Below are 13,464 nucleotides of genomic sequence, written 5' to 3'. Positions count from 1 at the left end.
CGCCCCGAACCGCGGGCGGACCAGCGGGGGCCGGGCCCCGGGCGCGGGCGTGACGCGCAGGCGGCGCCCCTCGGCCTCCACGTCGGCGTGCTCACGGGACACGTCGGCCGCCCTCAACGGAACGGCGCCGGTGCGCCCCACCACGCCCGAGGCGATGACGACCCCGATGTCGGGTCCGGAAGTGCACGCCAGGTGGCAGGGGGAGCGGAGCGCGTGCCGGGCGTGCGCGGGGTGGGGGCGTTGTCTGGCCATGCGACCAGGGTGGCCCCGCCCCGCACCGCCGCTCCACATGGGACGCCGGGCCTGTGGACGGTGCCAGGGGCGTGCGCGGGTCTGTGGACGACCCGCCGCCGCTCCAGCTGCGCGTGCGGGGTGCGACAATTGCGCCATGAGTGAGCACGAGTCCTTCGACGCAATCCGCAGCCGCTACGACCAGTTGGTCGCCGCCATCGAGGAGGCGCGCCGCGCCTACTACGACCGCGACGCCCCGACCCTGGCGGACGCCGAGTACGACCGCCTCTACCGGGAACTGGAGGACATCGAGCGCGCCCACCCGCAGTTGCGGGGCGCGGACTCGCCGACCCTCAGCGTCGGCGGCAGCGCGGACTCCGCGTTCGCCCCCGTCCGGCACCTGCAGCAGATGACGTCGCTCGACGACGTGTTCTCGCTGGAGGAGCTGGCCGGATGGGAGCAGCGCATGCACGAGGAGACGGGCGAGGCGGAGTTGCCCATGACCGCGGAGGTGAAGGTCGACGGCCTGGCCGTCAACCTGCTCTACGTCGACGGAGCCCTGCGGCGCGCCGCCACCCGCGGCGACGGCCACGTGGGGGAGGACATCACCGCGAACGTCCGCACCATCGCCTCGATCCCCGCCCGCCTCGACACGGCCGCCCCTCCCAGGCGCGTCGAGATCCGCGGGGAGGTGTACTTCCCGGTCGCCGAGTTCGCCTCCTTCAACGAGGCCCGCGTCGCGGCCGGCGAGAGGGCGTTCGTGAACCCCCGCAACGCGGCTGCCGGCTCCCTGCGCCAGAAGGACTCCTCCGAGACCGCCAAGCGGCCCCTGGCGATGGTCGCCCACGGGGTCGGCTTCGTCGAGGCGGGGGGAGCCTTCACCCCGCCCACCACCCAGCACGGCTGGTACCAGCTCCTGCGCGAGTGGGGCATGCCCGTCTCCCCCTACACGCGGCTGCTCACCGGCAGGGGGGCCATCGAGGAGTTCATCGCGGAAACGGGGGAGGCCCGCCACTCCCTCGCCCACGAGATCGACGGCGTCGTCGTCAAGATCGACGACCTGGCGCTCCAGCGCTCCCTGGGCTCCACCTCGCGCGCCCCCCGGTGGGCGGCCGCCTACAAGTTCCCGCCCGAGGAGGTCCACACGCGCCTGCTCGACATCCGGGTCCAGGTGGGCCGCACCGGCCGCGTCACCCCCTACGGCGTCATGGAGTCCGTCCTGGTGGCCGGGTCCAACGTGGCCCGCGCGACCCTGCACAACGCCCAGGAGGTCAAGCGCAAAGGGGTCCTCATCGGCGACCTCGTGGTCCTGCGCAAGGCGGGCGACGTGATCCCCGAGATCGTGGCCCCCGTGGAGGAGGCGCGCAACGGCTCCGAAAGGGAGTTCTCCATGCCCGCCGCGTGCCCGTCGTGCGGCACGGCCCTGGTGGAGGAGAAGGAGGGGGACGTGGACCTGCGCTGCCCGAACAAGGCGGCCTGCCCCGCCCAGATCACCGAGCGCATCGCGCACATCGGCGCCCGCTCCGCCCTCGACATCGAGGGCCTGGGCGACGAGGCGGCCCTGGCCCTCACCCAGCCCGAGAACAACCGCGACCAGGTCGCCGCCGCCCTGGTCGCCGGGCACGCCGTCGTCCTGGAGGACGGCACGCGCCTGGAGCTCGCCGACGCCGAGGACCTGCCCCACGCGGAGCAGCTGGCCACCGCCGACGCGATGCTCCCCGAACCCCAGGCCCCCGTCCTGACCGCCGAGTCCGCGCTCTTCGACCTGAGGGCAGAGGACGTGCGCGACGTCATGGTGTGGCGGCCCACCACCGTCAAGGGGGAGCCCACCGGCGACTGGGCGCAGGTCCGCTACTTCTGGACGAAGGCCCACAGGGCCAAGAAGGTGAAGGGCGAGACCGTCTACGAGCGGGTGGGCACCACGGCCTCGAAGATGCTCACACAGATGCTCGACGAGATGGAGCGCGCCAAGTCCCAGCCCCTCGCCCGCGTGCTCGTCGCCCTGTCCATCCGCCACGTCGGCCCCACGGCGGCGCGCGCCCTCGCGGCCCGCTTCGGCTCCATGGACGCCCTGCGCGCGGCGGACGTGGAGGAGCTGGCGGCCGTCGACGGCGTCGGCGGGGTGATCGCCCAGTCCCTGGCCGACTGGTTCGAGGTCGACTGGCACCGCGAGATCCTGCGGCGCTGGAGCGAGGCGGGCGTGCGCATGGAGGACGAGGCCCCCGAGGAGGTCCCCGCGGTCCTGGAGGGGCTGACCATCGTGGTGTCGGGCGCGATGCCCGGCTACGACAGGGAGGGCGCGAAGGAGGCCATCACCGCCCGCGGCGGCAAGGCCTCGGGATCGGTGTCGAAGAAGACGAGCCTGGTCGTGGCGGGCCCGGGCGCGGGCTCCAAGGCCGCCAAGGCCGAGTCCCTGGGCGTCCCCGTCATCTCCGAGGCCCAGTTCGCCGACCTCCTCGAAGGGGGCCTGGCGGCCGTCGGCCTGTAACGAGACTTGGGCTGGGCGGGCGTGTGACAGTTCACCTGTAAAGAGGCAATCACGCAGGCCTGTTTCGTTCGACACCAGATGAAGGTGCCTCGGTGTACGGTGCTTCCATGGAAAGCAACTCTCTGCTGGCTTCCGCGAGCGATCTGGACGGCTGGGCAGACACCGACGACGCGAAGGGCGCCTTCCCCGAGCTCATGCGTAGACTGCTGGCTCAAACTCCGGGTGTCTCCAACATCAACATCCGCGCGCATGAGGGAACCGCCGCTCCTGGGTGGGATGGCACTGCGACATCGGAGCGTTCTGCGTACCTGCCAGCGGGGGAGCTGCGCTTCGAGTTCGGTACCAACCAAGATTCGAAACGTAAGGCCAACGAGGACTACGAGAAGCGCGCCAAGGAAGTTGCCGGGACAACGGATGAGATCTTCGTATTCGCCACACCCCGAAACTGGGCGGGGGCTGCTGCATGGGCGAAGGAACGCCAGGAAGAAGGGGTATTCGCGTCCGTCGAAGCATTTGACGCACACCGGCTTGAGGGCTGGCTCCAGTCAAAGCCCGCCGTCCACTACTGGATCAGCGAGCGTCTGAAAAAGCCAGTATCGGGTGCTCAAACACTGATGGCATGGTGGGAAAGACTCCGTCGGAACTGTACGATCGAGGTACCCCCGGGGTTCCACGCTGCCGGACGGCATAAGGAAGCCGATAAACTGCTCGACCTCCTTGCAACCAATGACAACGTTTCCTCAATACAATCAGCCTGGCGTGATGACGCGATTGCTTTCTGTTATTCTGTTCTCCTCGACAAGAACACCGATGCCCTCGGGCGGACGATGGTTGTGTCTGACGCCCAGACGTGGCATCAGTTGGCAACTCAAATCTCCACGCTCATTCTTATTCCCATATTCGATAATCCCGACATTGGCTTAGCTTTGGATAACGGCCACGGTGTAATTCACCCAGTCATTGAGATGGGTAGCAGTCGCGATGATAGAGACGTAGTAAGGCTTCCCAAGGTTGACCGGTGGGGCGGTGCTACTTTGCTAACTCAGACTGGATCGGATTTTCTGACGGCAGATAAGCTCACTGCCCTTGCGCGTAGAAGCATGTGTGGCTTCTACCGCAGGATTTCACGCGATAAAAGCAGGCAATATCCCGAGTGGGCGAAGGGCCGAGATGCTGTTCGTTTACTGGCTCCACTGGTCTTGGTCGGCGCGTGGGAAGTCGGTCACCCGGGTGACTTGGATTTGCTTTCTTGGTTCGTCGACCTCGATGGGAACGAGATCAATGCTCGGCTAGTCGAACTGGTCGACAGGTATCCTCTGGATCCGCCCTTTGCCCGATCAGGCGGACAGTGGCGGCTGGTTGACGCGATGGATGCGGCTGCGCTGCTGTTGTCGAAGCTGTCCTCCTCGCATATCGAGCGTTGGGAAAAGCTCGTCAATGATGTCTTGCTCGCGACAGACCCGTCGGAGGGGAAGTCTGCGACTGAAGTGCTTAACGCGCTGATCGATGGTCTGCGGCCGCCTTTCTCGTCGACTCTGACCTATCATGTCGCTAGGGGAATCGCCCTTGCCGCCGCCACGAGCGACAGGAAAGCCGGATTCCTCGCTAATGTCGGCGGGTGTGTCGACCGTATTGTCAAGGGGCTCGTTGGCAAAAGGTTCGAGGACAACGGTGGCTCTGGTTTTGGTAGCCTGTCTCAGAGTCTTCCTTTTCTGGCAGAGGCGTCACCAAGGAGATTCCTCGAGGCTATCGAGCATTGGCTGGAGCAACAAGACGCTGCGGCCCAAAGCGGCCTCACCCAGGCGGATAGTAGTCCAGAGTGCCTGCTGTCGGCGGCGCCCTTTCTCATGCGGGCGCTGCAGTGTCTGACCTGGTCCCCTGATTACTTCGGCAGGGCTGTGCGTGCACTAGTAGGACTGGGTGATCTAACCGTTGTTGAAGCTGATCGACGCGATTACGTCGAGGCTGTGACAGTAGCGGTCGCGGGTTGGTCTCCGTTCGGAGCGGGCGGTTGGCAGGAGAAGACCGAAATCGTGACATGGATGCTTGAGAAGTACTCGAGTTTCGGATGGCCGCTCGTTGAGGGGCTTGTTACTCAGACTATCGGCTTCGTTCATCCACCTAAACCGCTCTACCGGGACTGGGGCGCGGAGAAGAGATCCTTCGTGGCCATCGCACACGCCGACTATCGTCACGTGGTTCTCGGCGCGGCTGTCAGACTAGCGGGCTTCGATGCGGAGCGCTGGCTGCACCTTCTGCGTGCGCTCAAGCGCCTCCCCGTTCAGGATTGGACTGCGTCCATTGTCGCTTTTCGAAAAGTTGCTGATCAAGGACAGTGGAATGGCGATCAGTCACTGGAGGCCTGTTCCCTCCTGCGGTCGATGGTGAACCGCTATCAGTCATCGACTGACGCGCTCAGGGTGTGGAGAGACGAGCAACTGCGCCCGCTCGTCGAGCTATTCGCCCAACTGGAACCCGCAGACGATCCCCGCAGATTCGCCTGGCTTTTCGACTACGAGCGCTACATTATGATTGATGAGCTAACAAGTGAGGATGAAGGCTTCAGTGAAGTTCTGCAGAAGGAACGTGATAGTGCGTTAGCCTCTGTCATCCAAGGGGGCGACGCGCAGATTCGCGCGCTCGTGGAAGCGTCGAAGAATGTTAACTACATCGGAGAGTTCTTGGCGCGCGCGAACCCTGAGCTTGATCCCTGCATCCTGTCGTGGCTGGACGGGGAATCGCAGACGTTGCACAAGGCGGCTTCCGCGTACGTGTGGAGCAGCGCGAAGCAGCGGGGGATGCCCTGGGTGCGGTCGATTCTCGAAAAGGGCTTCCTTAGGGCTGAAGGTCGGAGAAGGCTCGTTGCCTCCCTCCCCTGTGATAAGGCTTTCTGGCGCGGCGTCGAGGATCTCGATGCGGCCCTGTCTCGCACCTACTGGGAGAACGTGAGCGTTTTCCAGATCAAAGAGGAGGACAGGGACGAGGTCTTCGACATTCTTTTGGAATATGGATGCGCTGCCCAGGCAGTCGCTCTCCTATCGAGGATGATCGACGTAGAACAGAAGCCGAAAACCTCGCAGGCGGTGCGAGCGCTTTCTTTGTGGTGCGAGTCAATGGGGCGTGGGGAGAAAACAGTGTCCAGCTATGAGGCCGAAGAATTGCTTACGTGGCTCGAATCCGAGGCCAGAGATCACCCCGACTTGCCGACGCTCGAATTTCGACTCCTCGCCTGCGGCCACGATCTGACGCCCTCGGACGCCCTGTATCGGATCCTGGGGCGTGAGCCTGGTTGCTTTGCCGCTCTCGTGAAAGGTCTGTATGGCTCTCATGAGGGTGACGAGGGGCAGGAAACACGCGCGTATCGATTCGGATGCTGGCAGGTGCTCAACCACTGGCGGTGCCTGCCGGAACTGAGCGACGACGGGACAATTGACGGGGAGCGTCTCACGCGTTGGGTGGAGGAATCTCGAACGCTTCTCGATGTCGACGGACTCGGGGACATCGCAGACACCCAGATCGGTGAGGTCCTCGCCAGTAGCCCCGACGGGAACGACGGGATGTGGCCAGCCGAGGAGGTCCGAGACCTTCTCGAGGATGCTAAGAGCCGCGACCTTGAGCAGGGGATAGCAGTGGGAAGGTACAACCGCCGAGGCGGCACGAGCCGGGGAATCCTTGACGGAGGGGCGCAGGAATGGTGCCTGGCGCTCAGATACCGCGAGCACTCGCGCAAAATGAGTGCGCGCTGGCCGCGCGCCGCCGCCGTCCTCAACAGCCTCGCGGAAGAGTACGAGCTCGAAGCCGAACGGGAGGACGAGAAGGCAGAAGAGCGGGCCGACCAAGACTAGAAAGCGCCGTGGACACGTCAAGACACGACCCAACCCCGGCCTCGTCCCCGAGGTACGGGGGCTTCACACGAGGAATTCGAAGGGGTGCAGCAGGTACTCGCCCACGCGGACCAGCCAGGAGCGGTGCTCCCACTCCTCGATGGTGAGGCGGCGCGCAGTGGTGAGGTCGTTGTCGAAGATCTGCTCCATGCGCGCGGCCAGCTCGCGGGAGTGGAACTGCATGCACACCTCGTAGTTGCCGCGCATGGACAGGTGGTCGATGTTCGCGGTGCCGATCGTGGACCAGTGCCCGTCCACGGTCATCGTCTTGGAGTGGACCATGGCGTGCTGGTAGAGCCAGATCTCCACGCCCTCGCGCAGCAGCTCCCCGTAGTAGGGGCGCGCCACCCAGTCCGCCATGATGTGGTTCGAGTACTCGGGTATGAGGACCCGCACGCGCACTCCGCGCCGTGCGGCCGCGATGAGGGAGGCGAGGATCTCCTTGTCGGGGATGAAGTACGCGGTCGTGATGAGCGCCCGGTCGGTGGCCCGCTCCAACGCGTCGATGTACATGCCGCGGATCGGGTAGAGGAGCCGGTCGGGCAGGTTGAAGGCGGCGGTGACGTCGGCGCTCCACTGGCGCGCCCCGCGGTCGGGCAGGGTCGGCGCGGTGCGGGGCCGGAAGTGGTTCCAGAAGTCGACGAAGCCGTTCTCCAGCTCCCACACCGCGTCGCCCGTCACCCGCACGTGCGTGTCGCGCCACTCGTAGGCGAAGGGGTCGCCGATGTTGTAACCCCCGACGAAGCCGACCTGCCCGTCGACCACCAGGATCTTGCGGTGGTCCTGCCCGGTCTTGCGGATGTTGAGCGTGAAGAACCCGCTGCGCAGCGCCGGGAAGCGCCTCACGTACAGGTGCGGGATGTCGGGGAAGCGGTAGAAACGGGGGTCCTGGTTGAGCACGCCGAAGCCGTCCCACACGCAGAACACGTCGACCCCGCGCCGCGCGGCGGCGAGCAGCGCCTCCTTGAAGCGGGCCCCCCACTCGTCCGAGCGCCAGATGAAGGTCTCGAAGAAAATGTGGTGCTGGGCGCCGTCGATGGCCTCGAGCATGTCGTTGTACAGGGAGGTGCCCTCCGTGTAGGTGCGGGCCGACGTCCCCCCGATCCGGGTGTCGGAGGGCTCCAGGGCGGGGAAGCCGTGGACGCCCCCGGGGATGCGCTGGACCCGCATCCGGTCGATGGCGTGCACGGTGACGACGGCCGCCGCCTGGGCGAGGGCGATCCCCACGCCGACGCGCCGGAGGATCCGCCATGTCTGCTTCGTGAGTTGGCGTCGCTGTGAAAAGCCCATAAGGGTTAGGATGCCACACATGTCACGCATCAGTACTGACGAGGTCGCCCGCGTCGCGGGCCTGGCCCACATCGCATTGACCGAAGAGGAAATCGCGCGTTTCGCGGGCGAGCTCGACGTGATCGCCGACGCCGTGTCGAAGGTGTCCGAGGTCGCCACCCCGGATGTGCCCGCCACCTCGCACCCGATCCCGCTGACGAACGTGTGGCGCGAGGACGAGGCCGGCCCCACGGTGGACCGCGACGAGGTGCTCGCCCAGGCCCCCGCCAGTGAGGAAGGCATGTTCCTGGTCCCGCAGATCCTGGGGGAGGAATGATGAACGATCTTCTGAGGAAGAGCGCCCTCGAGCTGGCGGACATGCTCGCGGCCGGGCGGATCACGTCGGTGGAGCTCACGACGGCGTGCCTGGACCGCATCGAAGCGGTCGACCCGCGGGTCCGCGCCTTCTTGCACGTGGACCGCGAGGGCGCCCTGGCCACCGCGGCGGACGTGGACGCGAGGCGGGCAGCGGGCGAGGACCTGCACCGCCTGGCGGGCGTGCCGATCGCCCTGAAGGACAACCTGGTGACCCGGGGAGTCCCCACGACGTGCGCGTCGCGGATCCTCGGGGACTGGCGCCCGCCCTACGACGCCACGGTCACCCGGAAGATCAAGGAGGCCCGGCTGCCCATCGTCGGCAAGACCAACATGGACGAGTTCGCCATGGGCTCCTCCACCGAGCACTCCGCTTTCGGCGCGACGAGGAACCCGTGGGACCTCGAGCGCATCCCCGGCGGTTCCGGCGGCGGCTCGGCCGCCGCGGTCGCCGCCTACATGGTGCCCCTCGCCCTCGGCTCCGACACGGGCGGCTCGATCCGCCAGCCGGGCTTCGTGACCGGCACGGTCGGCGCCAAGCCCACCTACGGGGCGGTGTCGCGCTACGGGCTGATCGCCATGGCCTCGTCCCTGGACCAGATCGGCCCCGTCACCCGCACGGTCGCCGACGCGGCCGCGCTGACGGAACTGGTCGGCGGATTCGACCCGGCCGACTCCACATCGCTCGACGAGCCCGTCCCGGCCCTGACCGGGGCCGTCCGCTCCGTCGCCGGGCAGGGATCGGTCGAGGGCCTGAAGATCGGGGTCGTCAAGGAACTGAGCGGCGACGGCTACGAGAAGGACGTCATCAACGCCTTCAACGCCACGGTCGAGCAGCTGCGAGGGACTGGGGCCGAGGTCGTCGAGGTCTCCTGCCCCAACCTCGAGTACGCGCTGGCCGCCTACTACCTGATCATGCCCGCCGAGGTCTCCTCCAACCTGGCTCGCTTCGACGGCATGCGCTACGGCATCCGCGTGGAGCCGACCGAGGGGCCCGTGACCGCGGAGCGCGTCATGGCGGCCACCCGCGGGGCGGGCTTCGGCGACGAGGTCAAGCGCCGCATCATCCTGGGCACCCACGTCCTGTCGGCGGGCTACTACGACGCGTACTACGGCAGCGCCCAGAAGGTGCGCACCCTCGTCCAGCGCGACTTCGACGCCGTCTTCGAGCGCGTCGACGTCCTGGTCTCGCCCACGGCGCCGACGACCGCCTTCAAGTTCGGCGAGAAGACGGACGACCCGATGGCCATGTACCTCAACGACGTGGCGACGATCCCCGCGAACCTGGCGGGCATCCCCGCGATGAACGTGCCCAACGGCGTGTCGGGGGAGGGGCTGCCCATCGGCATCCAGGTGCTGGCCCCCGCCCGCGGGGATCTGAAGATGTACGAGGCGGCCTCCCTGATCGAGGCGCTGAGCGAGGACGTCGCGGGCCGTTGCCCCGCGGCCGATTGGGAGGAGAAGTGATGAGCGAGCTCATGGACTACGACGAGGCCGCCTCGCGGTTCGACCCGGTCCTCGGCATCGAGGTGCACGTCGAGCTGGGAACGGCGACCAAGATGTTCGACGCGGCCCCCAACGCCTTCGGCGGCGAGCCGAACACGTTCGTGACCCCAGTGTCGCTGGGGCTGCCCGGATCGCTGCCGGTGGTGAACCGCCGCGCCGTGGAGTACGCGATCAAGATCGGCCTGGCGCTGAACTGCGAGATCGCGCAGTACTGCCGCTTCGCGCGCAAGAACTACTTCTACCCGGACCTCACCAAGGCCTTCCAGACCTCCCAGTCCGACGAGCCCATCGCTCACGATGGCCACGTCGACGTCGAGCTGGAGGACGGCACTATGTTCCGCGTCGACATCGAGCGCGCGCACATGGAGGAGGACGCGGGCAAGAACACGCACATCGGCGGGGCCGACGGGCGCATCCAGGGCGCGGACTACTCGCTGGTGGACTACAACCGCGCCGGCGTCCCCCTGGTCGAGATCGTCACTCGGCCCATTGAGGGCGCGGGGGAGCGCGCCCCCGAGGTGGCGGCCGCCTACGTGCAGGCACTGCGCGACATCTTCCGCGCGCTGGGCGTTTCCGAGGCCCGGATGGAGCGCGGCAACGTGCGCGCCGACATCAACGTGTCGCTGCGCCCCACCCCCGACTCCCCGCTGGGCACCCGCACGGAGACGAAGAACGTGAACTCCTTCCGGGGCATCGCCGCCGCCGTGCGCTACGAGATGCAGCGCCAGGGCGCGATCCTGGCGGGCGGCGGCTCGGTGCTGCAGGAGACCCGGCACTTCCACGAGGAGGACGGCTCCACGTCGTCTGGCCGCGAGAAGTCGGATTCGGAGGACTACAGGTACTTCCCCGAGCCCGACCTGGTGCCGATCCGCCCCGACAGGGCGTGGGTGGAGGAACTGCGGGCCTCCCTGCCGGAGCTGCCCATCGCGAAGCGCCGCCGCCTGCGCGCCGAGTGGGGCTACGCGGACAAGGAGATGCGCGACGTCATCAACGCCGGCGCCCTGGAGCTCATCGAAGCGACCGTCGGCGCCGGGTGCGACCCCGCCTCCGCCCGCAAGTGGTGGATGGGCGAGATCTCGCGCCGCGCCAAGGAGCGCGAGGTGTCCCTGGACGAGGCGGGGGTCAGCCCCGAGCAGGTCGCCGAACTGCAGGGGCTCGTCGATTCGGGGCGGATCAACGACAAGCTCGCGCGCCAGGCCCTTGAGGGCGTCCTGGCGGGCGAGGGCTCGCCGGCGCAGGTCGTCGAGGCCCGGGGCCTTGAGGTGGTCTCCGACGACGGCGCCCTCACCGCGGCCGTCCAGGAGGCCCTGGACGCCAACCCGGACGTCGTTGAGAAGATCAAGGGCGGCAAGGTCAAGGCAGCCGGAGCCCTCGTCGGCGCCGTCATGAAGGCGACGCGCGGACAGGCCGACGCCGCCCGTGTGCGCGAACTCATCATGGAGATGGTGGGCGCCTGACACGTGGTGCCCGCTGGGGCGTCGGCTGGAACGGCGGTCCGGACCCTTGTGCGGTCGGGCCGCCGCTCCCCGTTTTCCGGCGGATCCGCCCCCCGTTCCTTCAAGGTGCCGCACACAAGGGAGGGAATTAGGCAACACGGGACCGCGCACAAGGGCTTGATTCCGCCGTTGTGTGCGGCGGGTGTTGCGTAAATCGGGGTCCTTGTGTGCGTACCCGGGGAGCCGGTAGGTTGCCCTGCGCCGCCACCGGCAACCGCCGCCGCCACTGGCAACCGCCGCCGCCACTGGCAACCGCCGCCGCCACCGGCAACCGCCGCCGGCGCCCGCCTCGTCGGACTGCGGAGTCCACCAGGTGGTCCCCTCGCGCCCGGCGCGCCCAGTTCCATAGGATGAAGAGGATCTGACTGCTGGGCTCCGCCCCCCGAGAGAAGGACTCATATGCGAACGTCCCCGTCGTACACAGCCTCCTACCGCATCGAAGTCGACGAGGCGACCACCACGGCCGTCCAGATCGTCGACACCGTCGCCGCGACCGGAGCGGAGGTGAAGGGCCTCGACGTGGCCGACTCGGACCGCGGGCGCATCGTCATCGACCTCACGTGCGATATGCGCGATTCCGCCCACAGGGCCCAGGTGCGCGACGCGCTGGCGGCCCTGCCCGGCGTGAAGACCGAGTCGGTGGCCGACCAGACCTTCATGAGCCACATCGGCGGGAAGATCGAGATCCACTCGAAGGTTCCGCTGCGCAACCGCGACGACTTGTCGCGCGCCTACACGCCCGGCGTCGCCCGCGTGTGCACGGCCATCCACGACATGCCCCAGAAGGCCCACCTGCTCACCATGAAGGCGAACACAGTCGCCGTGGTGTCGGACGGGACGGCGGTCCTGGGCCTGGGCGACATCGGCCCCGAGGCGGCGCTGCCCGTCATGGAGGGCAAAGCCGTCCTGTTCAAGGAGTTCGGAGGCGTCGACGCCTGGCCGGTGGTCCTGGACACGAAGGACACCGAGGAGATCATCGCGATCGTCAAGGCCATCGCCCCGGGCTACGGCGGCATCAACCTGGAGGACATCTCGGCCCCCCGCTGCTTCGAGATCGAGGAGCGGCTCCGCTCCGAGCTCGACATCCCCGTTTTCCACGACGACCAGCACGGCACGGCCATCGTCGTGCTGGCGGCTCTGCTCAACGCCCTGAAGATCGTGGGCAAGAGGATCGAGGACGTGCGCATCGTCGTGTCGGGCGTCGGCGCCGCGGGCAACGCGATCATCCGCCTCCTGCTGGCGCAGGGCGCCAAGGACATCGTCGGCTACGGGCGCACGGGCGCGTTGGCCGCGGACCAGACCGAGGGCATGCACCCCACGCGCAAGGCCCTGGCGGAGGCCACGAACCCGCGCCTGGTGCACGGCTCCCTCAAGGACGGCCTTGCGGGCGCCGACGTGTTCATCGGCGTGTCCTCGGGGAACATCCTCACCCCGGACGACGTGGCGACCATGGCGGACGACGCCATTGTCTTCGCCTTGGCGAACCCGACTCCCGAGGTCGATCCGATCGGGGCGGCCGCCCACGCCGCGGTCGTGGCGACGGGCCGCTCCGACTACCCGAACCAGATCAACAACGTCCTGGCGTTCCCCGGCCTGTTCCGGGGCCTCCTCGACGCGAAGGTGAAGGAGATCACCACGGAGGTGCTGAGGGTGGCGGCGATCGCCATCGCCTCCGTGATCTCCGAGGACGAGCTCTCGCCGTCGTACATCATCCCCGGCGCCTTCGACAAGAGGGTCGCCCCGGCCGTGTCCCGAGCGGTGCGCAGGGCCGTGCGCGACCTGCCGACTGTTGCGATTCCGGTCCAACCGGATTTGTTGTTGGGTTGAGTGGGGTTGTTCTGCGCGGTGTGTTCGCGAGGTGGGCCCGGTCCACGAGGTGTGGGCCGGGCCCGGCGTTATCGCGGGAATGTCCGCGGGGTGTGAGTCTGACCGCTTCTGTGGGTGTGTTCCCTGGTCGTGGCCTGTTCGTGCGTGGGCGGGAGCGGATCGGGGAGGGGGGAGGGGGTTCGTTAGTGGTTGCGGGGCGCGGCTTGGCGGGGTGTGTGGGTTGGGGGTTTTCGGTGCGGTGCCGGGGAGGGGGACCGGGTGTGATCCGGTTCACCTGGATTGGATTTGACGTGGTGCGTGTGGGTGGGTAGATTATTCACCTGTCGCCGCGGCGTGGTTCGTGGTGGTTGTGCCTGGCCTGTGGTCCTGTCTTGTTGTGGTGGGGCCT

8 protein-coding genes are annotated in these 13,464 nt (G+C 67.6%); 6 read left to right on the top strand and 2 right to left on the bottom strand.

Features of this window, described 5'->3' with window-relative positions; genetic code table 11:
* On the bottom strand, positions 1 to 252 hold a 252-nt coding region (locus BH719_RS09510), incomplete at its 3' end, for a hypothetical protein (RefSeq protein ID WP_034255159.1).
* A gap of 136 nt (positions 253 to 388) precedes the next feature.
* Between BH719_RS09510 and ligA the strand changes: the two genes are divergently transcribed.
* Positions 389 to 2,719 (top strand): NAD-dependent DNA ligase LigA, encoded by a 2,331-nt coding sequence (ligA, locus tag BH719_RS02345; RefSeq protein WP_009743134.1) that lies wholly within the window; start codon positions 389 to 391, stop codon positions 2,717 to 2,719.
* A gap of 107 nt (positions 2,720 to 2,826) precedes the next feature.
* Complete coding sequence (locus BH719_RS09260) at positions 2,827 to 6,564, top strand: hypothetical protein (protein WP_157098151.1); 3,738 nt, start codon at positions 2,827 to 2,829, stop codon at positions 6,562 to 6,564.
* Positions 6,565 to 6,627: 63 nt separating this feature from the next.
* Here the strand turns inward: BH719_RS09260 and BH719_RS02335 are convergent, their stop codons facing one another.
* A complete protein-coding gene (locus tag BH719_RS02335) occupies positions 6,628 to 7,893 on the bottom strand; it encodes a phospholipase D-like domain-containing protein (protein ID WP_034255157.1) in 1,266 nt (421 codons plus the stop codon).
* Between the two features lie 19 nt (positions 7,894 to 7,912).
* Here BH719_RS02335 and gatC point away from each other — a divergent pair, with 19 nt between their 5' ends.
* The 4 genes from gatC (at position 7,913) to BH719_RS02315 (ending at position 13,076) form a co-directional block, all read left to right on the top strand.
* Positions 7,913 to 8,209: an Asp-tRNA(Asn)/Glu-tRNA(Gln) amidotransferase subunit GatC gene (gene gatC / locus BH719_RS02330; RefSeq protein ID WP_009743131.1), complete on the top strand. Its 297-nt coding sequence runs from the start codon at positions 7,913 to 7,915 to the stop codon at positions 8,207 to 8,209.
* Entirely contained in the window at positions 8,209 to 9,714 is a 1,506-nt protein-coding gene (gatA, locus tag BH719_RS02325; protein WP_034255156.1) for an Asp-tRNA(Asn)/Glu-tRNA(Gln) amidotransferase subunit GatA, read from the top strand. The genes gatC and gatA overlap by 1 nt, the downstream gene beginning before the upstream one ends.
* Positions 9,714 to 11,210: an Asp-tRNA(Asn)/Glu-tRNA(Gln) amidotransferase subunit GatB gene (gene gatB, locus BH719_RS02320; RefSeq protein WP_009743129.1), complete on the top strand. Its 1,497-nt coding sequence runs from the start codon at positions 9,714 to 9,716 to the stop codon at positions 11,208 to 11,210. Before gatA ends, gatB begins: the two co-directional genes overlap by 1 nt.
* A gap of 438 nt (positions 11,211 to 11,648) precedes the next feature.
* Positions 11,649 to 13,076 (top strand): NAD-dependent malic enzyme, encoded by a 1,428-nt coding sequence (locus BH719_RS02315; RefSeq protein ID WP_009743128.1) that lies wholly within the window; start codon positions 11,649 to 11,651, stop codon positions 13,074 to 13,076.
* Positions 13,077 to 13,464: the final 388 nt, after the last annotated feature.

This window comes from Pauljensenia hongkongensis (assembly GCF_001746855.1).
GTDB lineage: Bacteria > Actinomycetota > Actinomycetes > Actinomycetales > Actinomycetaceae > Pauljensenia > Pauljensenia hongkongensis.
Note: the sequence above shows the minus strand (reverse complement) of the source record. Positions and strands in the feature narration are given on the sequence as shown.